General features: G+C 51.4%; 19 protein-coding genes and 1 riboswitch. Of the genes, 17 read left to right on the forward strand and 2 right to left on the reverse strand.

From position 1 onward, the window contains the following. Nucleotides 1–109 precede the first annotated feature (109 nt). The 16 genes from AC2JF6_RS00320 (at nucleotide 110) to AC2JF6_RS00395 (ending at nucleotide 17,271) form a co-directional block, all read left to right on the forward strand. The gene (locus tag AC2JF6_RS00320) at nucleotides 110–3,238 is read left to right on the forward strand and encodes a DNA polymerase III subunit alpha (RefSeq protein WP_500728749.1); all 3,129 of its coding nucleotides are present in this window, start codon (nucleotides 110–112) and stop codon (nucleotides 3,236–3,238) included. Nucleotides 3,239–3,403: 165 nt separating this feature from the next. After that, nucleotides 3,404–4,363 (forward strand): 6-phosphofructokinase, encoded by a 960-nt coding sequence (gene pfkA, locus AC2JF6_RS00325; protein WP_500728750.1) that lies wholly within the window; start codon nucleotides 3,404–3,406, stop codon nucleotides 4,361–4,363. A 30-nt stretch (nucleotides 4,364–4,393) separates the two neighbouring features. Next, nucleotides 4,394–6,163, forward strand: a complete 1,770-nt coding sequence (gene pyk / locus AC2JF6_RS00330; protein WP_500728751.1) for a pyruvate kinase — start codon at nucleotides 4,394–4,396, stop codon at nucleotides 6,161–6,163. A 174-nt stretch (nucleotides 6,164–6,337) separates the two neighbouring features. Next, the gene (locus tag AC2JF6_RS00335; protein ID WP_500728752.1) at nucleotides 6,338–7,225 is read left to right on the forward strand and encodes a CvfB family protein; all 888 of its coding nucleotides are present in this window, start codon (nucleotides 6,338–6,340) and stop codon (nucleotides 7,223–7,225) included. Next, nucleotides 7,218–8,117, forward strand: coding sequence for a site-specific tyrosine recombinase XerD (xerD, locus tag AC2JF6_RS00340; RefSeq protein ID WP_500728753.1), 900 nt, complete (start codon nucleotides 7,218–7,220; stop codon nucleotides 8,115–8,117). The genes AC2JF6_RS00335 and xerD overlap by 8 nt, the downstream gene beginning before the upstream one ends. Before the next feature lie 8 nt (nucleotides 8,118–8,125). After that, nucleotides 8,126–8,485, forward strand: coding sequence for a reductase (locus AC2JF6_RS00345; protein ID WP_500728754.1), 360 nt, complete (start codon nucleotides 8,126–8,128; stop codon nucleotides 8,483–8,485). Beyond that, nucleotides 8,479–9,219: a segregation and condensation protein A gene (locus AC2JF6_RS00350; RefSeq protein ID WP_500729091.1), complete on the forward strand. Its 741-nt coding sequence runs from the start codon at nucleotides 8,479–8,481 to the stop codon at nucleotides 9,217–9,219. The genes AC2JF6_RS00345 and AC2JF6_RS00350 overlap by 7 nt, the downstream gene beginning before the upstream one ends. Then, complete coding sequence (scpB, locus tag AC2JF6_RS00355) at nucleotides 9,209–9,817, forward strand: SMC-Scp complex subunit ScpB (protein WP_500728755.1); 609 nt, start codon at nucleotides 9,209–9,211, stop codon at nucleotides 9,815–9,817. Before AC2JF6_RS00350 ends, scpB begins: the two co-directional genes overlap by 11 nt. Beyond that, nucleotides 9,817–10,536: a pseudouridine synthase gene (locus AC2JF6_RS00360; RefSeq protein ID WP_500728756.1), complete on the forward strand. Its 720-nt coding sequence runs from the start codon at nucleotides 9,817–9,819 to the stop codon at nucleotides 10,534–10,536. The genes scpB and AC2JF6_RS00360 overlap by 1 nt, the downstream gene beginning before the upstream one ends. A gap of 30 nt (nucleotides 10,537–10,566) precedes the next feature. Then, a riboswitch (FMN riboswitch) is annotated at nucleotides 10,567–10,681 on the forward strand. Nucleotides 10,682–10,766: 85 nt separating this feature from the next. Then, nucleotides 10,767–11,465 (forward strand): ECF transporter S component, encoded by a 699-nt coding sequence (locus tag AC2JF6_RS00365; RefSeq protein ID WP_500728757.1) that lies wholly within the window; start codon nucleotides 10,767–10,769, stop codon nucleotides 11,463–11,465. Nucleotides 11,466–11,573: 108 nt separating this feature from the next. Then, nucleotides 11,574–12,074: a LysM peptidoglycan-binding domain-containing protein gene (locus AC2JF6_RS00370; RefSeq protein ID WP_500728758.1), complete on the forward strand. Its 501-nt coding sequence runs from the start codon at nucleotides 11,574–11,576 to the stop codon at nucleotides 12,072–12,074. A gap of 41 nt (nucleotides 12,075–12,115) precedes the next feature. Further along, nucleotides 12,116–12,802, forward strand: a complete 687-nt coding sequence (cmk, locus tag AC2JF6_RS00375; protein WP_500728759.1) for a (d)CMP kinase — start codon at nucleotides 12,116–12,118, stop codon at nucleotides 12,800–12,802. Nucleotides 12,803–12,862: 60 nt separating this feature from the next. Continuing rightward, a complete protein-coding gene (gene rpsA / locus AC2JF6_RS00380; RefSeq protein WP_500728760.1) occupies nucleotides 12,863–14,068 on the forward strand; it encodes a 30S ribosomal protein S1 in 1,206 nt (401 codons plus the stop codon). A 60-nt stretch (nucleotides 14,069–14,128) separates the two neighbouring features. Further along, nucleotides 14,129–15,436, forward strand: coding sequence for a ribosome biogenesis GTPase Der (gene der / locus AC2JF6_RS00385; RefSeq protein WP_500728761.1), 1,308 nt, complete (start codon nucleotides 14,129–14,131; stop codon nucleotides 15,434–15,436). 182 nt (nucleotides 15,437–15,618) lie between these two features. Next, nucleotides 15,619–15,894, forward strand: coding sequence for a non-specific DNA-binding protein Hbs (gene hbs / locus AC2JF6_RS00390; RefSeq protein WP_500728762.1), 276 nt, complete (start codon nucleotides 15,619–15,621; stop codon nucleotides 15,892–15,894). A 120-nt stretch (nucleotides 15,895–16,014) separates the two neighbouring features. Then, a complete protein-coding gene (locus AC2JF6_RS00395; protein ID WP_500728763.1) occupies nucleotides 16,015–17,271 on the forward strand; it encodes a tetratricopeptide repeat protein in 1,257 nt (418 codons plus the stop codon). A gap of 36 nt (nucleotides 17,272–17,307) precedes the next feature. On the opposite strand, the gene AC2JF6_RS00400 is transcribed toward AC2JF6_RS00395, so the two are convergent. Then, nucleotides 17,308–18,195, reverse strand: a complete 888-nt coding sequence (locus AC2JF6_RS00400; protein ID WP_500728764.1) for a YitT family protein — start codon at nucleotides 18,193–18,195, stop codon at nucleotides 17,308–17,310. Nucleotides 18,196–18,295: 100 nt separating this feature from the next. Between AC2JF6_RS00400 and AC2JF6_RS00405 the strand changes: the two genes are divergently transcribed. Then, nucleotides 18,296–19,498, forward strand: coding sequence for a CCA tRNA nucleotidyltransferase (locus AC2JF6_RS00405; RefSeq protein ID WP_500728765.1), 1,203 nt, complete (start codon nucleotides 18,296–18,298; stop codon nucleotides 19,496–19,498). Between the two features lie 6 nt (nucleotides 19,499–19,504). Here the strand turns inward: AC2JF6_RS00405 and trhA are convergent, their stop codons facing one another. After that, nucleotides 19,505–20,170, reverse strand: a complete 666-nt coding sequence (trhA, locus tag AC2JF6_RS00410; protein ID WP_500728766.1) for a PAQR family membrane homeostasis protein TrhA — start codon at nucleotides 20,168–20,170, stop codon at nucleotides 19,505–19,507. Between the last annotated feature and the right edge of the window lie 118 nt (nucleotides 20,171–20,288).

Genomic DNA, 20,288 nt, shown 5'->3' on the forward strand with positions numbered 1-20,288 from the left:
AGCAGTTCCCTCTTTCATACATAGGAGAATTTTACCAAAGTTTATGCACGTTTTCAAACTAAAAGTGCGGTTTTTGGTATACTAATTTTATGGGAAAGGTGGCTTTAAAATGAAAATAGCTGCATTGCAAAACATAAGCGCGTTTACGCTGCTTGAGAGTCCCGTAAAAATCCGGGATCTCCTGACGGCCGCCAAGAGCCAGGGCTATGGTGCCGTCGCTTTAACCGACGTAAACGTTACCTACGGGTTGGTGAATTTTTACGAACTGGCTAGAGAGGTGGGCATCAAGCCCCTTTTGGGAATGCAGGTGCGCCTGAACGGCCTGATTGACACTGCGCGTCAGTATGACCTGATTGCGCTCGCCCGAACCGACGCGGGCTACCGCAATCTGCTGCGGCTTTCGAGCAGCATCAACCTGTTGACCGCGAACGGAACGAATAAGAAGGTGCTGACGCTTGCAAAATTAACCAAGTACCTTGAAGACATGGTGCTAATTGTTCCGGCAAACACGCACAGCGAACTGGTGAACCTGCAGGTGCAGGACGAACAGCTGGGGAATGATTTTGTGCGCCGGCTCGCCGGTCTAGTTCCGGGGTCCAGCAGTCTCTACCTGGGCGTTTACGCTGCTGACCGGCAGAAAAACTACATTGCCTACGTCAGGGCGCTGGCCAAGCAATTCGACCTGCCCGTTGTCTGTGTAGAGGATACCTGCTACCTGAAGCCCCAAGACCAGTTTCTGCGCAAGACGCTTTTGGCGGTTAAAGACGGCAGTCTTGTGGAAGATGCAGCGGACCTGGCCAAACAGAAGGGGTCGCATTACCTGGCCTCCGTGGCGGAGCTGAGTGCACGCGCCCATGACCTAGGCCTGGACGACGCGGTCGACAACACGTGGAAAATAGCCCAGGAATGCGATGCCCACGTGCGTTTTCAAACGCCCGTCTTGCCCAAGTACAAGCAAAACAAGTTTGCTACCTCCAAAGAGTACCTCGGCTTCTTGGCGCAGCGCGGCTTGCAGGAGCGCTTTAGCAACCAACAGATACCGGCCCGCTACCAAAAGCAGCTTGACTATGAACTCGGCGTGATCGATCAGATGGGCTTCAACGATTATTTCCTGATCGTGTGGGACGTCATCAATTACTGCCACCGGGTGCGCATCGCGACCGGCCCCGGGCGGGGTTCAGCGTGCGGGTCGCTCGTTTCATACGCACTGCGCATTACCGAGGTTGATCCGCTGGAGTACAACCTGCTGTTTGAGCGCTTCCTCAACCCGGCAAGGCATGAAATGCCTGATATTGACCTGGATATTCCGGACAACCGCCGCGATGACGTGATTAAGTACATGTTCACCAAGTACGGCATGGACCACGTGGCCCAGATTCTGACCTTCGGGACCCTGGCTGCTAAGCAGGTGCTGCGGGACACGGGCCGCGTTTTTGGCTTGAGCGAGGCTGAACTGGGCGAGTGGTCGCGCAGCGTGCCTTTTTCCAAGGGCAAGATTACCCTGGCCCAGTCCTACGAGGAGTCGGGCGCAATGCGGATGCTGTGCGGCGCGAGTGCAAAGAATGAGTTGCTGTTTAAGACTGCCAAAAGCCTGGAGGGGCTGCCCCGGCACTATTCGATTCATGCTGCTGGCCTGGTCCTCAGCGATAATTCGATTGCGGCCATTGCGGGGCTGCAGTCGGGCCAGCTCGGCATCCCCATTACCCAGCAGACCAAGAAGTACGTTGAGGCCCTGGGCCTGCTCAAGATTGACTTTTTGGGCCTGCGCAACCTGACCATTTTGGGCAACACAGTGGAAATAATCGCAGAGCAGGGGAAAAATATTGTCCTCAACCAGATTCCGCTCGATGACCCCAAGACGATTAAGCTGTTTCAGCAGGGCGCAACGGACCTGGTCTTCCAGTTCGAATCGGGGGGAATAAGGGACGTCTTGCGCGAACTGCACCCCGATAACTTTGAGGATCTGGTTGCGGTCAACGCGCTTTACAGGCCGGGCCCGATGCAGAACATTCGCTCCTTCATCGCCCGCAAAAAGGGCAAGCAGAAGGTGACGTACCCGGACCCGAGCCTGAAGGAAATACTTGCGCCCACCTATGGCATACTGGTTTACCAGGAACAGGTCATGAAGACGGCCCAGGTTTTAGCCGGTTTCTCTTTAGGAGAAGCCGATATCCTGCGCCGCGCAATATCCAAAAAGGACCCCCAGGTCATCGAGCAGGAACGCGTGAAGTTTGTCTCCGGGGCGGTAAACAAGGGGCGTTCCCGCGAAGTAGCAGAGCGCGTTTACAGCTACATCGAGCAGTTTGCCAATTACGGTTTTAACCGGTCCCACGCCGTTGCGTATACCATGATTGCCTTTTGGCTGGCCTACCTGCAGGTTCACTACCCGGCCGCATTTTATGCGGCAATGCTTAATTCTAACAGCGGCAATCGCCTCAAGGTTAACGACTACGTAATGCGGGCCCAGGGGGCAGGGGTTAAGATCCTGCCGCCGGACATTAATAAAAGCGGTATGGACTACCAGGTGGTCGACGGCCAGCTCTTGGTGAGCCTGCGCGCCATCAAGGGGCTGCGCATCGATTTTCTCAAACAAATAATTGCAGTGCGGGTCGACAAGCCCTTCACGTCCCTCGGCAACTTTTTGCGCCGGATCAGTCCCAACTTTATCCAGGTCAAGGTCATTGAATTGATGATTAAGGCGGGCTGCTTTGATCATACCGGTGCTAGCCGCAGCGTGCTGCTTGAAAACTGCCAGGAAATCGTCGAGAACGTCGAGTTGACGGGGCAAAACCTTGCGCTTTCCGAAAGTCTCGGCGGCGTGCCGCTTAAGCCGGCTAAAGAAGCAACAAAGCAGGAAAAGGCGGCGATGGAAGAGGAGGCACTGGGCTTTTCGACCATGACCTCGCCGCTTGTGGCCGCCCAAAAATACGCGGAGAAGTTTAACGCGCGGCTGTTGAGCCAGTTTGATATTGGTGACAGTGGGGTTGCCGTGGGCAAGCTGATGACTTTGAAGCTAATCAGAACCAAGAAGGGCACGACGATGGCCTTCGGCAGCTTTGCCGATTCGACCAGCAGGCAGGACGTGACGATTTTCCCTAGCGTCTATGAGCACGACCAGGCAATCCTCAAGGAGGGCGGCATTTACCTTCTTGGCATCAAGGTCCAGGCCGACCGCTTTGATCCGGGCAAAAAGCAGTATATATTAACTAACCTGAAGGCAGTCAATTTTAAGGGCTAGGACAGAGTGGACGTGAGTTTGCGTAAGGTTTGTTCTGGTAGCGCTAACATTAAAAAGACTGCTAAATAAAGAAAATATATTGTTTTTGTGAGATTTTTTGCAAAAATAATGTTAAAATTTAGGGGATGTGAGAAATTACACAATAAAATCTTGATGAGGTGAATTATGAAACGAATTGGTATTTTAACGAGTGGTGGCGACGCCCCCGGCATGAATGCAGCCGTTAGGGCGGTCACTAAAACTGCTATTCACAACGGTCTCGGCGTTGTCGGCATCCGTTACGGCTATGCGGGCTTGGTTGCTGGCGATTTTGTTCCGTTGACTGCTGAAAGCGTTGACCACTTGATTAACCTGGGCGGCACATTTCTCTACAGCGCGCGTTACCCGGAGTTTGCGCAGGACGAGATCCAAGAAAAGGGCGTCGAGCAGCTGAAGAAGCACGGAATCGACACGGTTATCGTCATTGGCGGCGATGGTTCATACCACGGCGCACTTGCTCTAACCCGGCGGGGCATTAACTCGATCGGCCTTCCTGGAACCATTGACAATGATATTCCGTGCACCGATTATACGATTGGCCTGGACACGGCGTGCAACACGGCGATGCAGGCAATCGACCGCATTCGCGACACCGCCAGCAGCCACCACCGCGTGTTCGTTGTCAACGTGATGGGCCGCAACTGCGGCGATATTGCAATGCGGGTTGGTCTTGCCAGCGGCGCGGATGCAATTGTCGTTCCGGAGCGGGAGTACAATGTTAAAGAAATTGCCAAGACACTGAAGCGCGGCTTCCAAGACGGTAAGGACCATGGTATCATCGTATTGGCTGAGGGCGTGATGAACGCGGCCGACTTTAGGAGCGAACTGCTCAAGTATGGTGACTTTGACGTTCGGGCCAACGTTATCGGACACATGCAGCGCGGCGGCGCACCTACGGTCATGGACCGGATGAACGCCACCAAAATGGGCAATTATGCGGTTAAGCTGCTTCTTGACGGCAAGGGCGGCCTGGCCGTCGGAATGAAGAACGGCCAGCTTGAAACCCATGATATCCTTGACCTGTTTGAAGAAAAGCACAATAGTGAAGAAGTGCTGATTGATATAAATGAAGAAATGACTAAGTAGTTAGTCAATTTTGAGGAGATTTTTTAAATAATGAAGAAAACTAAAATTATTAGTACATTAGGGCCAGCTTCTAACGATATTGAGACAATTACTGCTTTGGCAAAGGCTGGCGCAAATGTCTTTCGTTTTAACTTTTCACACGGCGACCACGCGGAACACTTGTCAAGAATGAAAATGGTGCGTCAGGTTGAAAAGGAAACGGGGCTGGTTCTCGGCATCGACCTCGATACCAAGGGTGCTGAGATTAGAACCACCGACCAAGAAGGCGGCAAGTTCACCATCAACACGGGTGATGAGATTCGGGTTTCAATGGATGACTCGCAGGCGGGCAACAAGGACAGGATCCACGTCACTTACCCAGGCCTGTACGATGACACCCACATTGGCGGCCACGTTTTAATCGATGACGGTTTAGTTGATTTATTAATTAAGAAAAAGGACGAGCAAAACCGGGAATTGGTCTGTGAAGCCCAAAATACCGGCGTAATCGGTTCTAAGAAGGGTGTCAACGCGCCGGGCGTGGAAATTCGCCTTCCGGGTATTACCGCAAAGGATACGGAAGACATCAAGTTTGGCCTTGCGCATGGCATTAACTTTATTACCGCTTCCTTTGCGCGCAAGGCGCAGGACATCTTAGACATCCGCAAGCTTTGTGAGGATGCCGATTGTGACTACGTCAAGATCTACCCTAAGATTGAGTCCCAAGAAGGAATTGACAACGCCGACGAAATCCTGCAGGTTTCGGACGGATTGATGGTTGCCCGCGGCGACATGGGCGTTGAAATCCCGTTCATCGACGTTCCGTTCGTTCAAAAAGACCTGATCAAGAAGGCCAATGCACTCGGCAAGCCGGTTATTACCGCAACGCAGATGCTGGACTCGATGCAGGAAAACCCACGTCCAACCCGTGCTGAGGTTTCCGACGTTGCCAACGCGGTCCTGGACGGCACGGACGCAACCATGCTGTCCGGCGAGTCTGCTAACGGACTTTACCCGGTTAAGGCGGTTAAGGCAATGGCCGAGATCGACGAGCGGACCGAACAGGACCTGCTCAAGCGCAATACATTGGCACTGCAGCGGTTTGAAGAGTACAAGGGTTCTAACGTTACCGAGGCAATCGGTGAATCCGTTGTCCGGACCGCTCAGGAGCTAGGCGTCAAGACCATTATCACGGCCACGAACTCCGGCTACACGGCGCGGATGATCTCGAAGTACCGGCCAAACGCCGACATCCTGGCTCTGACCTTTGACGAAAAGATTCAGCACTCGCTTGGTATTACCTGGGGCGTTCAACCGTTATTGACCGAAAAACCAGCCTCAACCGACGACATGTTTGAACTGGCAGCCAAGGTTGCCAAGGAACAGGGCTACGTCAAGGACGGTGACCTGGTGATCATCGTGGCCGGCGTTCCTGTGGGTGACTCGGGCACAACCAACCTGATGAAGCTGCAGATCATCGGCAGCAAGCTTGCCCAGGGCCTCGGCGTTGGCAACGGCTCCGTAGTCGGCAAGACCGTTGTCGTAAATAGTGCTGAAGAGGCCAACAGCAAGGCCAAGGAGGGCGACATTATCGTTGCCCAGACCACGGACCCTGACTACATGCCTGCAATTAAGAAGGCCTCCGGCCTGGTTGTAGAGGCCTCCGGGTTGACCTCGCACGCAGCCGTTGTTGGTCTGTCGCTCGGCATTCCGGTTGTTGTCGGGGTGACCGGCGCAACCACAAAGATTGTCGGCGGCACGACGATTACGGTTGATGCGCGGCGCGGTGCAATTTACCAGGGCGAGATTGCCAACCTTTAATTAACGTGATTTAACAATAGCCAGTACATGCTGGCTATTTGTTTGCCCGTAAATTGGCTGCGTGCCCGGCCGGAATAGCGCAGTCGGGGGAAATTTAAATTGACTTATGTTAACTTAACCGGGTAAAATGTTATACTTATTAAAAGAATTAAACTAATTTAGGAGAATAGCATAATGCTGGGCATAATTTCGACGGGTAAAATAATTGATCAAAATGAAAATTCATATTATGTTCAGGTGGATGGCGTTACTTATGAGTTGAAACGCAAAGAAATAACGCAGGAAGAAAAGCCTGAACTGGGCGATGAAATCCGGGGCTTTTTATACGATGACAAGCAGCACAGACGTGAAATGACTCAATTCTTGCCGTTTGCCCAGGCCGACCAGTACGGCTGGAGCAAGGTTACCGACGTTAAACCGGACCTCGGCGTTTTTCTCGATGTCGGTCTGCCCGACAAGGACGTGGTCTTGTCAGTTGACGACCTGCCCTTCAACAAGGCACTTTGGCCGCGTGAGGATGACCAGCTGCTGGTTCACCTGGAAACCGACCAGAAGGACCGGATATGGGCCAAGATGGCCGATGAAAACATCTTTGAGCAGCTGGCGGCGCATTTTCCGAGTGACATGAAGAACAAGGACGTGTTCGGCACGGTCTATTCAAGCCGTGAGGTTGGTGCGTTCGTAATCACGAGCGACTACTACTTGAGCTTTGTGCACGCTACGCAAATGATTCGCCCCCTGCGCTTGGGCGAACAGTTCAATGGCCGCGTAATAGGCGTAAGCCAGTATGGGCGCCTGAACCTGAGCTGCTTGCCGCGTGCCTTTGAGGAAATTGACGACGACGCCCAGATGATTTTGATGAGTCTGCGGCGCAAGCGCACCAAGTCCCTGCCGTTTTACGATAAGTCCGATGCCGAGGAAATCAAGAATTACTTCGGCATCTCGAAATCGGCCTTTAAGCGGGCGCTGGGCCACCTGCTCAAGGCTAAGTACATCGCCGAGGACAAAGAAGAGGGCACAATTACCCTGATTAATGATCCCGAAGCCGCCGAAAATGAGTAATTTGCGCCGGGACGTTGAAGATTATTTGCGTTATAGTCAAATTGAGCGCGGCCTGAGCAACAATACGATTGCGGCTTACCGCCAGGACTTGACCACCTTTTTGGCGTTTTTAAAAGAGGAAGGCATCAATTCATGGCCGACCAAGGCGGTCGACATTGACGCCTTCTTGGCGCAGCTGCGTGACGAGGGCAAGGCCAGCAGTTCGATTAGCCGCATGATTTCGAGTCTGCGCAAGCTCTACCAGTGGCTGGTTCGGCAGGATATCCAGAAGCTGAACCCGATGCTGGAAATTGATTCGCCGAAAAAAGACCACCGGCTGCCCGTTACCCTAAGTGTTGATGAGGTGACAAAGCTGCTGGAGCAGCCCGACGTCACGCAGCAACTCGGTCTGCGCGACCGTTCACTGCTTGAAACGCTGTATGCGACGGGCATCAGGGTGAGTGAACTGATCGGCCTCAAGTTTACCGACCTCCATGAGGAACTGAAATTACTGAAGGTTTTGGGCAAGGGCGCAAAGGAACGCCTGATCCCAATCAGCGACGTGGCCATTTCCTGGATCAAAAAGTACCAGGAGGAGGTGCGCGAACCCCTTCTTCTCCGGGTGGGTAAGGACAACGACTTCATCTTTCTCAACAGCCGCGGTGGCGCCTTGAGCCGGCAGGCGGTCTGGCAGATTATTAAGCATTACTGCCTGCTTGCTGGCATTCAGAAGAACGTCACCCCGCACACCCTGCGGCATACCTTTGCCACCCACCTCCTTGAGAATGGGGCCGATCTGCGGGTGGTGCAGGAGATATTGGGGCACTCAGACATCAGCACCACGCAGATTTACACCAACCTGTCACAGAAACATATTTTGGATGTGTATGCCAATACGCATCCGCGCATATAGGTAATAGCATGTTAATCGAATGTAAAAATGATAAAGAAAAGGTGGCCATGGGCTTATTGTCCTACCTGCCCGACTTTAAGAGTCTGGATAATCTTCAAGATGAGATCAGGCTAAACAAAAACAGTGCGGAATTCAAGCTCTACCTCTACCGCGTTAAGGCCCCCAACTTTATTGGCCTGGTCGGGACGCAGACAAGCAGCCATTTCATTGTTATTCGCTACCTCTCACTCGCACCGGACTACAGGTCGACCAAGTATGAGGCGCAGATTGTCCGGGAGATGGCGGCCGTCAATCCGCAAAAAAGGCTGACGGCGGTGCCTGAATACATCTATTTAATGAAATATGCAGTTAAAAACAAGAAATCATGACGAGCAATTTAACTTTAGAATTACCAAATTTCGAAGGTCCGCTTGACCTGCTGCTGCACCTGATCAAGTCGCAAAAAATCGATATCTACGATATTCCCATCGCGCAGATCACCAGCCAGTACTTGGCGTATCTGCACGAAATGCAGCGGTTGAATCTAACCATTGCCGGGGAATACTTCGTCATGTCGTCAATGCTTTTGCGGATCAAGTCCCAATCGCTTTTGCCCCAAAACGATTTTGCCAATGCAGATGAAGCTGAGGAAGACCCCCGTGACGAATTGGTCCAGCAGCTTATTCAGTATTCTGTCTTTAAGAAGATTGCGGCTTACTTAAAACAGCGCGGCGATGAGGTGCCGATTACCGCGGCCAAGGAGGAAAGCGCACCCCAAACCAAGGAAATCCAGCCGCTTCCGCCTGGTCAGGCAACGTCCGCCGAATTGGCCCGCGCTTTTGTCCTGGTTCTGCACCGGCAAAAGATAAGGAATCCCGAGGTTATGGCGGTTGAGGCCAGTGAAACGCCAATCGCCGCGATGACTGATTACCTGCACAAGAAGCTCGCTCACAGCAAGAAGGTTAGCTTCTTTGCCTGCAGCGCGCAGATGAAGAACCTGTCCGACGTGATTGGCCTGTTTCTGGCACTCCTTGAACTCTGCAAAAAGCGTGAGGTCAGGGTCGTGCAGGCGCGAATTTTTGGTGACCTAGAACTGGAGGGAATTGATAATAATGGCGAGTAAATTAGCGCAATTGGGGGCCTTGCTGTACCTTGCCGGCGATAGCGGCATTAGCAAGACAGACCTATGCGCAGTGCTTGAGATCGAAGCGCCGGCCCTGCGGGAACTGGCCCAGAGACTGACGGAAAAACTGGCTCAAGACCAGGACGCGGGCTTGCAGGTGCTGCACCTTAACCATAAGTACAAACTGACGACAAGACCGGAAGTGGGGGAGGTCGTAGCCAGTTACTTTCAAAAGGACGTGTCTAAGACCCTGAGTCAGTCGGCCCTGGAAATTCTGGCGATTATTGCATACCGGCAGCCGATCACGCGGGTTGAAGTTGATGCAATCAGGGGCGTCAACTCGTCTGGCGCGCTGCAGACACTGATCTGGCGCGGCCTAATCAAGGTTAACGGCAAGAAGGAGGCACCCGGTCACCCCAATTTATACGTGACCAGTGACTATTTTTTGCAATACTTTGGCTACGAAAGCCTGAACGACCTGCCCCTGATTGAAGACTTTGAAGACGGTGACATTAACGAAGCCGGTGAAATAAACTTGTTTGCGGCCAAGGGCCGTGCAGACAAGGGGTTAGCGCAGGCGCATGAAGGAGAACAATAATGGTTTTACAACGTTTACAAAAGGTAATTGCTGAGGCGGGGGTCGCATCGCGACGCAGTGCAGAAAAAATGATTACACAGGGACGCGTGACGGTCGATGGCAGAGTTGTCACCAAGCTGGGCACCAAGGTTGAAACCTTTAGCAACATCACGGTCGACGGTGAACCCATTGAGCGTGAGAGCCACCACACGTACCTGTTTTACAAGCCGCGCGGCGTGGTCTCAACGGCCAGCGATAATAAGGGGCGCAAGACGGTGGTAGACTACTTTTTAGACGTGCCGTACCGTTTATACCCGGTGGGGCGTCTGGACTATGACACGTCAGGACTGCTGCTCATGACCAACGACGGCGAGTTGGCCAACCAGCTGATGCACCCGCGCAACAATGTGGCTAAGGTCTATGTGGCCAAGATTGAAGGTCAGCTTCTGCCGGAAGAGATTGCCCGGCTGACGCACGGCGTGGAAATCGATCACCGCAAAACGGCCCCGGCAAGGGTGAAGGTTGTCCGGACTGATCGCAAGAAGAAAATCCAGATTGTGCAGCTCACGATTCATGAGGGCCACTATCACCAGGTGAAGAAGATGTTCAAGGCGGTTAACCACCCGGTACAAAAACTGGCCCGGGAAAAATATGCTTTCTTGACGCTGGATTCGCTTGTTTCGGGCAAGTACCGCGAATTGACGCACGCCGAGGTTGACAGATTAAAGCACGTGGACTAGTATATAAATTGTTAATTGAATATTTAAGTTTGTTGTCTTCATGGCAGGGTGCAAGTCCCGACCGGTGGTGCAAGTCCACGACCCACGCAAGTGGTGGAATCTTTTGAGATACCGATAGTTACAGTCTAGATGAAAGAAGACAGGCTAAACTAAAATAAGTTTATTAAGCTTACTTTTAATCGGTCTGTTGCTAGAAGCAACAGACCGATTATTTTTTGGAGGTAAGTATTGTGAAGAGGAAAAATGCTAGTAATTTGGCTAACATTATTGCTTATGCACTGATCGGAACGATTGCGTTTATCTTAATGGAGATAGCCTTTCCACTTCCGGTAGCGAGTTTTTTAAAGTTTGACTTTTCGGACGTAATCATCACTATTGGGACATTTTTATTCGGCCCACTCCCGGGTATTTTTATTGCCCTGATTAGAATGCTGATCGACCTGATCTACAAGGGTTTTGCCCTGCCGAGCGTCGTTGGTCAGCTGGCAGCCTTGCTTGCATCGATATCCTTTGCGCTACCATTCTACTATGCCACAAAGAACGTCACCGCAAATACGGAGAATACGCCCAAGAGCAGTGCGGCTAAGCGCTACTTGAAGCCGCTTTTGGGAATTGTTCTCGGCATCATCGCCATGACGATTGTGCTGGCAACATTGAACGCCCTGGTTTTAACCCCGTTTTACGCCGTCACAACGGTGCCTAACTTGCCAGCCATCCACGGCTACGCGGGCCTGCTCGGCTTTACCGAAAAGGTCTACCTGGGGCAGCTGCTCCACATCCCGTCCATGAGCGCCTACATCTTTGGCATCATCGTGCCGTTCAACCTGCTTAAGGGCGCAATCAATGGCACAGTGGTCTACCTCTTGTTTGAAACGGTGCTGCGCAATTTAAAGCCGTTTGTCCGCAAGTACTTCAAACTGAAAAATTGATTTTTTAGCACATAAAGATTAATCGACCGTCACTTGGTCGATTTTTTTGTCCAATTTAAGGCTTAAATATGCTAGAATTAAACAAGTTAGTTGAGGGAGGTTTTTTAGATGAGGCAGAAACAGAAGGGGCCATATCAGCATTACCAGCGCCCAACGGTCCCGCGGACGGTGACGTACAGGTCTACGAGGCGAAAATGGTTTGTTCTCGAGGTTGCAATTGTGCTTGTGCTGGTGGCCCTGGTACCGGTCGGGTATTACTTGGCTTCTAATCTAATAACTGACAAGCAGGTGGTTAACGTGCAGAAGAAGGTCAAGAAACACGCCCCTGCAAAAAGCGCTTCGTCTGCAAAGGGCCAGACTAAAACGAAGGCCAAAGCCAAAGCCCCAAGCAAGCCTAAGACCAAGATTAAGACTGCGGCCCAGCCCCAAAAGGGGCCTCAGTCCAAGGCCAAAAAGACGGCCGGCGCTAAAAAATATACGGTTAAGGTGGGAGAATCCTTAACCGGAATTGCACAAGACCACCACATGACGGTGAGCAAGCTTGCGCAGCTTAACGATCTTGATGTCAACAGCCGGGTCGAAATCGGTCAGGTTCTTAAATTAAAATAACTAGAGAAAGGGTAGGGACGTGGTGTCCCTTTTTTATTGGAATGCAGGTAGCAATTGATGGGCCAGCTTCAGCTGGCAAAAGTACGGTCGCAAAAATTATTGCACAAAAGTTATCGTTTATCTACGTCGACACGGGGGCAATGTACCGTGCCTGCACGGTTATTGCACGTGCTAACGGGCTGGATTACGGTGATGAAGCGGGGATTTTGGCGGCAATTGACCGCACGGGCATTGAGCTCAAGGTTGTCGACGGCGAGCAGAAAGTTTACGTTGGCGACCGGGACGTCTCCCGGGAAATTCGCACCCCCGAAATATCGGATAATGTTTCGGAAGTTTCCGCCCTCAGCGGCATCCGGCAAAAAATGGTGGCCCTGCAGCGGCAGATGGCTGGCAAAATGAACGTTGTGATGGACGGCCGGGACATCGGCACCACCGTTCTGCCGCACGCCCAGGTCAAAATCTTCCTGGTGGCTTCCGCGCATTCGCGCGCCGTGCGCCGGATGCTTGACTTTAAGGAACGCGGAATCAAGACGGATAAAACGGTTGCCGAAATCGAGGAAGACATTGCAAGCCGGGATTATAAAGATTCTCACCGGGCGGTTTCGCCGTTAAAAAAGGCAGCCGATGCCATCGAAATTGACACGACTTCTATGACAATTGATGAGGTAGTCGCACAAATTATGGCCCAAATCGCAAAAAGTCAAAAAAAACTGCAAAAAAGGGGCTAAAAGAGTAGAAAAAAATCTAACTTTCATTTAAAATTAGGTTATGATATTGGGAGGTAAATAATGTCAGAAAACAGTAATCAATTTTTAGATGCACTAAAGCAAATGCAAGGAGTTGAGGTCGGCGATATTGTAGATGTTGAAGTCCTGGACGTTGAAGAAGGTCAAATCGATGTTGGCGTAACCAATGCCGGTATCGAAGGCGTGATTCCACGTCGTGAATTCACGACAGACCGCAACCTTGATTTACGCGAGGCAGTTAAGCCCGAAGACAAGTTCAAGGCTCTGGTTTTGAGAAAGGCCGGCGGCGACAAGGAGAACGGTGAATTCTTCTTCTCAGTTACCCGCTTGAAGGAAAGAGAAGCTTACGACGAACTGCAAAAGGACTTTGAAGCGGGCAACACCATCGAAGGTACTGTAACTTCATCAGTACGGGGCGGTTTGCTTGTTGATGTTGGTACGAGGGGCTTCTTGCCAGCATCACTCATTTCCAACCGCTACGTTTCAGATCTTAAGCCGTTCATTGGCAAGACAATGAAGCTCAAGATCACCGAGATCGATCCGAGCAAGAACCGTCTGATTCTTTCCCACAAGGACCTGATCGAGGAAGAACGTGAAGAGGCCTTTGATAAAGTTTCATCACAACTGGTTGTTGGTGATGTAGTTGAAGGAAAAGTTTCGCGCTTGACTAACTTTGGTGCGTTTGTTGATGTCGGTGGTGTAGACGGTTTGGTTCACATCTCTGAGATTTCGTACAAGCACGTTGATAAGCCTAGCGACGTTTTAAAGACTGGTCAAGATGTTAAAGTCAAGGTAATTGGTATTGACGATGACAGACATCGCATCTCCCTTTCAATTAAACAGACTGAACCTTCTCCATTTGAACAAGCAACGACAGACTTGCACGAAGGCGACATTTTTGAAGGCGAAGTTAAGTCTTTGACCAATTTTGGTGCTTTTGTCGAAGTTGCTGATGGTATTCAAGGTTTAGTCCACGTTTCAGAAATATCATACAAACACGTAGATAAGCCTAGTGACGTTTTAGAGATTGGCCAAACAGTTAAAGTTAAGGTCTTGAACATTGATCCTAGCGAACGCAGAATTTCTCTTTCAATGAAAGCAGTAGATTCTAAGGGTTCAAGCAATGAAGGCTCTCATTCACACGGTTCATACAACAGAAATTCGGTTAATAAGAAATATATGAACAATGATGACAGTGGTTTTGCTTTAGGTGACATTATTGGTGACCAATTAAAAGATCGTCGTTAATTGTAATAAAAGAGCCGACTTGTTTAAGTCGGCTCTTTTTATTTTAAGGAGGCTGAAAATATGGTTTTACCCGTAGTGGCAATCGTAGGACAACCAAATGTTGGTAAATCGACGCTTTTCAACCGGATTATCAATGAACGCCTGGCAATCGTCGAGGACAAGCCCGGCGTCACCCGTGACCGCAATTACGCTCAGGCGGAGTGGCTGGGGCACAAGTTCGAACTGATTGACACGGGCGGCATCACCTGGGAAGATGGTCGGATTGAGGACGAAATCCGGGCCCAGGCGGAGATTGCGATCGATGAGGCCGACGTAATCGTCGTCTTGACGAGCGTTACCAACCACCTGACGGACCTGGACGAGCGGATTTCGCAGATGCTTTACCGGACCAAGAAGCCCGTAATCATAGCGGTCAACAAGGCGGACAACCCCGAGCAGCGGCAAGACATCTATGATTTTTACAGCATGGGCTTTGGCGACCCCATCCCCATCTCCAGTGTTCACGGAACGGGCATCGGCGACCTGCTTGACCGTATTGTCGCAGAGCTGCCCAAGGACCTGGATATAAAAGACGAGGAGCAGATCTCCTTTAGCGTTATCGGGCGGCCGAACGTCGGCAAGTCATCGATCGTCAACAGCCTGGTCGGGACCGACCGCGTGATTGTCAACAACGAGGAGGGCACGACGCGGGATGCCGTTGATACGCCCTTTAGCGGTGAAGACGGCACCAAGTATCGGATAGTCGATACGGCCGGCATTCGGCGGCGGGGCAAGGTTTATGAAAAGACCGAGAAGTATTCCGTGATGCGCGCCCAGAGTGCCATCGAGCACTCCGACGTGGTCTGCATGGTTCTGGATGCAAGTACCGGCATTAGGGAACAGGACAAGCACGTTGCCGGCTACGCCCACGAAGCCGGCCGCGGCATCGTTATCGTGGTCAATAAGTGGGACCTGACCAAAAAAACATCCAGCAGCAAAGACTTTGAACAAACTATCCGTGATGAGTTTCAGTACCTAGACTATGCACCGATCTTGTTTGTTTCCGCCAAGACGGGGCAGGGGATTGCGGATCTGCCCGAAGCGGTCAAGCGGGTCTACCATAACCAGACCCAGCGCATTAAGTCGAGCGTTTTGAACGACCTTCTGCTTGAGGCAAGCAAGCTCGTGCCCACGCCGATGATTAAGGGCAAGCGGCTCCGGGTCTACTACATGACCCAGGTTGCGGTTAAGCCCCCGGCATTCGTTGTTTTTGTCAACGATCCGGAACTGATGCATTTTTCGTATCAGCGTTTTTTGATCAACCAGTTGCGCGCTAATTTCGACTTTCGGGGAACCCCAATCAAGATTATTGCCCGCAAGAGAAAATAATTTTATCCTGGTCCTGGCATAAAACGATGATTTTTGCAGAAAGTGCTTGTTGTACCGCGTGATTTGTGCTATTTTGAAAACAAGGAAGCGATGATTCGTCATGGTCATTTATTCCTCGTTCCTCTTTTGGGGAATAGGCTCTGAACCGCAACATGAGGTTCATTTTGGGAGGTGAATTACAGATGGCAAATAAGGCTGAATTAATTACTGAGGTTGCATCAAAAACCGAATTGACAAAAAAAGATGCAGCTATTGCTGTTGATGCAATTTTTAGTTCAATTCAAGAGGAACTTGCTAAAGGCGAAAAAGTTCAACTAATTGGATTTGGTACTTTTGAAGTGCGTCAGCGTGCAGCCAGGAAGGGACGCAACCCGCAGACTGGCAAGGAAATCAAAATTCCTGCAAGCGTAGTCCCTGCGTTTAGACCGGGCAAGGCACTCAAGGAAGCTGTTAAGTAATTTTAATAGTTTGCTAAAAAAGATGGCGGCATCGCGCTGCCATCTTTTTTGTGATATCATTTTCAGGTTGGGCTGCTGTTATAAGCAGGCCCATACGATCTAGCCAACGGAGGAATAAACATGAGTTATTCAAAACAACTGCTTGATACGATTGAACAGCAGGACTTTTCCCAGGAAAAAATCCTGCTGAAAAAGGCGCTGGACAACGACCAGCCGGAAATTTTGGCATCACTGGCCGAAAGCCTAACGGGACTTGGCTTTACCGACCTTGCAAAGGAGGTCTACCGGAGCCTGATTGCCCGTTTCCCGCACGAGGACCTGTTCAAGATCTACCTGGCTGAAATCCTCCTCAACGACGGCGAGGAGGACGACGGCCTGGCGCTTCTCTATGCTATTCCCGTGACGTCCGCGGACTACCTGGACAGCCTTTTGGTGCAGGCCGACTACTACCAGACTAACGGCCTGCTTGAGACCGCCTACAACAAGCTGCTTGAGGCGACCAAAATCGCCCCCCAAGAGGATGCCGTTAAGTTTGGCCTGGCCGAACTGGACTACCTTACGGGGAACTATGACCGGGCGCTATCCCGCTACGAGGACCTGCTCAAGCGCCAAAAGAACTTTGGCGAAGTTAATTTGAATGACCGGCTCTTTCAGACGCTGGCCAAATTGGGCCGCTACGAGGAAGCCAGCCGGGTAATTGCGCAAAACGGCGGCGATATCCTTGATATCGATACGAAGTACCAGGCGGCGCTCGTCTTAATCGCCGTGGGTAAAGACGATCAGGCGATCAGGTACCTAAACGAGGTGCTCGATCAGAGTCCCGACTACGCTAACGCATACCGGCTCCTGGCTGCTGCCTATGAGCACAAGAATAATGACGACCAGGTCCTGCGGTCAGCCCAGGCGGGCATTGCTTACAACGAGCTGGACCCGGTCCTGTACGAGAAGGGGGCACGGGCCGCCCTGAAGCTCAATGATGCCAAGACCGCCGAAGAGCTGCTGAAAAAGGGCCTCAAGTGCTTGCCGGAAAACATGGCGCTGCGCATGCAGCTGTCCAACCTGTACGTGCATGAAAACAGGAATACAGACAACCTGAACTTGATCAAGGGCATCGCCAGTGAGGACCTTGAACCCCAATTCCACTGGAATGCGGCACTTTCTCACCAGGCACTTGAACAAAATGACCAGGCCAAGAGCGAGTTTCTGCTTGCATACCCGTCGTTTAGGAATGATGCGGCCTTTTTGAAGCAGATGATCCGCTTTTTCACTGCCGAGGCTGATTCAACGGCCATCGTGAAGCAGCTCCTGGAGGAATACTTAGAATTAGAACCCGAGGATACGGAAATGCAGGACATGTACAATGACCTGCAATTATGATCAATAAAAAAGGGGCCGCACTGCTGCGGCTCCTTTTTACTTGCGGATGAAGAAATGGTTGTGCTTCTGCTTGTAGGTAAAGCCCTCGCCCAGGACCTCATGGACCTCAATTACGCTCACAAACGCCTGGGGATCCTCGGCGGCAATCAGCTCTTTAACGGCCGGGACCTCGCGGGGCGACACGACCAGATAAATTACCGGTCGGTCGGCCTGGCTGTAACCCCCACTGGATTTGAGGTAGGTGAAGCCCCGTTCTAGTTTGAGGTCGATCATCTGGGCAATTTTTTCGTAGCGCCCGGAGATGATCAGCAGGCCCCGGGCAGAAGAGGCCCCCTGCTGAACGGCATCCATGACGCGTGAGAGGATGAAGGACGCAACAAGCGTGTACATAATGTGCGTGATGTCCAGGTAGGACAGAGAAGCAAGGAGGACAAGCGTATCGAAGAACAAAAGCGCCTTGCCGGAGGAGACCCCGTAGCGCATCTGGAGGATGCGTGCGATAATGTCGGTGCCGCCGGAGGTGCCGTTATAGCGGAAGACAAGGCCCAATCCTATGCCTGAAAGCGTGCCGGCAAGGGCCGCCGACAAGAAGAGGTCGTCTTTCAAGTTCAATTGGTCTATAATAGGGACTGAACGCCAGAACCAGAGGAAAAAGGACAGCCACAGGGTGCCCCAGATGGTGTAGGCCAAGAGCCGCTTGCCCAAGAAGCGGTAGCCCAATATAATCAGGGGAATGTTTAGTAAAAGGGAAGACAGCCCCAGGTTGATGCCCCAAAAGTGCCTGATGAGCAGCGTGATGCCGCTTATGCCGCCGTCGGTTAGGCGGTTGGGCACTGAGATCATGTCGAGGCTGAAGCCGTAGATGGCGCATCCAAGCACAATCATGGCCAGTTCAAGAACGTTTCGCTTACTAATTTTTGGCATAATATCATCCTCTCGAGAAATAGAACTTGAGTAAAGCTTGCTATTTTAACCCTAACATAAATTTGAAAAGATAAACACTAACAAAAGAGCTGATTAACTAATGATGAAGATAACCAATTTACCCGCAATTTTTGGGGAAGCCCTGCCCGTGCTAGAAAAGCTTGAGCGGGCTGGCTTTGAGGCCTACTTCGTGGGGGGCTCAATCCGTGACTTGCTGCTGAAGCGCCACATTCACGACATTGATATTGCAACCAGCGCTTACCCCCAAGAGGTCAAGAAGATATTTGCCAAAACAATCGATACGGGGATCAAGCACGGCACGGTGACCGTTCTGTACAACCGGTCAAGTTATGAAATCACAACCTTCAGAACCGAGTCGGGCTACCAGGACTTCCGCAGGCCCGATCACGTGACCTTTGTGCGCAACTTGAGCGAAGACCTCAAGCGGCGCGACTTTACCGTCAACGCGCTGGCAATGGATACCCAGGGCAATATTATCGACCTGTTCAACGGTCTCGGCGACCTGCACCGCCACCTTATCAAGGCGGTCGGTGACCCCAAGGAGCGTTTTCACGAAGACGCGCTGCGGATGATGCGCGCCGTCCGCTTCATGAGCCAATTGAAGTTCAGGCTCGAGGAGCAGACGGAACGCGCCGTTAGTGACCTGCACCACTTGCTGCCCAAAATCTCGGTCGAGCGGATTCGCGATGAATTCGTTAAGATGGGGATTGGTCCAAACTCGCGGGCGGCCTTCCAGGTTTTCTTGAAAACCAGGTTGAGTGAAGGGGCTCCCGATTTTGGCGGCAAGGGTGACCTGCTGGCAGTCTACCCCCGTTTGCGGTTCAGCCCGACGGTGGAAACCAGCTTGTGGGCCGTCATTATCATCCTCTTAAAAGTGCCAACGGCGGAAATTGGCCAGTTTATGCGCGACTGGAAAAACTCCAACGCGATGACTTCCCAAGTAGAGAAAATCGTTGCGTTTTTTGACTTAGTTTCCGCAGTCTCACCTTCAAATTACGAGCTGTTTGAAGCGGGCAAAGAGACCCTGCTCAATACGATTGACGTTGCTCATATTCTGGGTCAGCCGGTTGACGCCAAGGCCCTCGTGGACCGCTACATGGCACTGCCGATCAAATCGGCTGACGAGTTAGCGGTCGACGGGCGGTTTTTGATTCAGGCGGGGATTAAGCCCGGCCCCGGCCTGGGCCAATTGCTTGCGATCATTAAGGAACGGGTGCTGGCGGGTCAGCTGGAAAATACTGAGGACGCGATTGGTAAATTTTTGGCGGATGAAGGGGCATAGGCTAGCCTATACGTAGAAGAGAATTGAGAAATACATCAGGGCAGAACCCAAAATGACAAAGAGGTGCCAGACAACGTGGATGTAAGGGATTCGCTTCATGGTGTAAAAGAACGCACCAACGGTGTACGCAACGCCACCGCCTGCGAGCAGCCAGAGGCCAGTGGGAGCGAGCTTGACGGCTAACTCCCGGCCGACGAGGACGACGAGCCAGCCCATCCCGATGTAGAGGATGGTATCCAAGATCACGTGCTTGCCGCGGTTGAAGATGTAGTAGAGAATGCCAAAAATTGCCAGCAGCCAGACTAAAATCAGCAGCATCCAGCCGGACGTGCCCCCAATCGTAACCAGGGAATAGGGGGTATAGGAGCCGGCAATCAGGAGAAAGATCGAGGAGTGGTCGAATATTTGGAAGACGTTCCGTGCCCGGGTGAAGATCAGACTATGAAAAAGGGTGGAAAACAGGTATAGTAGCAGTAGGCAGACACCATAGATGGTGAAGGTAGTAAGTCTTAGCACGCTGTGGGTAGAGATGGCCTTGTTAATTAATAGGACAAAGCCGATAACCGCAAAGCAAAATCCAATACCATGAACAATGGCACTGAGAGTGTTGTCTAGAACATAATAATTTTTGGGTCTTTTTGGGGGTTCTTGCAAAATATCCTTTAATTTCATTATGAAACTACTCATTCGCTTTCTTTTTTTACTAGTTTTTTTGCTATAATAATTTATAATTGATACAGCTCACATTCTATCATAAAATGTAAGCAGCAATTCAGAATTGAGGGCGAAT

It is taken from the genome of Lactobacillus sp. XV13L (assembly GCF_059900875.1).

Excerpts from the sequence above, each read along its gene's own strand:
- AC2JF6_RS00320 (WP_500728749.1), top strand. The coding sequence starts at position 110 with ATGAAAATAGCTGCATTGCAAAACATAAGCGCGTTTACGCTGCTTGAG.
- pfkA (WP_500728750.1), top strand. The coding sequence starts at position 3,404 with ATGAAACGAATTGGTATTTTAACGAGTGGTGGCGACGCCCCCGGCATG.
- pyk (WP_500728751.1), top strand. The coding sequence starts at position 4,394 with ATGAAGAAAACTAAAATTATTAGTACATTAGGGCCAGCTTCTAACGAT.
- AC2JF6_RS00335 (WP_500728752.1), top strand. The coding sequence starts at position 6,338 with ATGCTGGGCATAATTTCGACGGGTAAAATAATTGATCAAAATGAAAAT.
- xerD (WP_500728753.1), top strand. The coding sequence starts at position 7,218 with ATGAGTAATTTGCGCCGGGACGTTGAAGATTATTTGCGTTATAGTCAA.
- AC2JF6_RS00345 (WP_500728754.1), top strand. The coding sequence starts at position 8,126 with ATGTTAATCGAATGTAAAAATGATAAAGAAAAGGTGGCCATGGGCTTA.
- scpB (WP_500728755.1), top strand. The coding sequence starts at position 9,209 with ATGGCGAGTAAATTAGCGCAATTGGGGGCCTTGCTGTACCTTGCCGGC.
- AC2JF6_RS00360 (WP_500728756.1), top strand. The coding sequence starts at position 9,817 with ATGGTTTTACAACGTTTACAAAAGGTAATTGCTGAGGCGGGGGTCGCA.
- AC2JF6_RS00370 (WP_500728758.1), top strand. The coding sequence starts at position 11,574 with ATGAGGCAGAAACAGAAGGGGCCATATCAGCATTACCAGCGCCCAACG.
- cmk (WP_500728759.1), top strand. The coding sequence starts at position 12,116 with ATGCAGGTAGCAATTGATGGGCCAGCTTCAGCTGGCAAAAGTACGGTC.
- rpsA (WP_500728760.1), top strand. The coding sequence starts at position 12,863 with ATGTCAGAAAACAGTAATCAATTTTTAGATGCACTAAAGCAAATGCAA.
- der (WP_500728761.1), top strand. The coding sequence starts at position 14,129 with ATGGTTTTACCCGTAGTGGCAATCGTAGGACAACCAAATGTTGGTAAA.
- hbs (WP_500728762.1), top strand. The coding sequence starts at position 15,619 with ATGGCAAATAAGGCTGAATTAATTACTGAGGTTGCATCAAAAACCGAA.
- AC2JF6_RS00395 (WP_500728763.1), top strand. The coding sequence starts at position 16,015 with ATGAGTTATTCAAAACAACTGCTTGATACGATTGAACAGCAGGACTTT.
- AC2JF6_RS00400 (WP_500728764.1), bottom strand. The coding sequence starts at position 18,195 with ATGCCAAAAATTAGTAAGCGAAACGTTCTTGAACTGGCCATGATTGTG.
- AC2JF6_RS00405 (WP_500728765.1), top strand. The coding sequence starts at position 18,296 with ATGATGAAGATAACCAATTTACCCGCAATTTTTGGGGAAGCCCTGCCC.
- trhA (WP_500728766.1), bottom strand. The coding sequence starts at position 20,170 with ATGAAATTAAAGGATATTTTGCAAGAACCCCCAAAAAGACCCAAAAAT.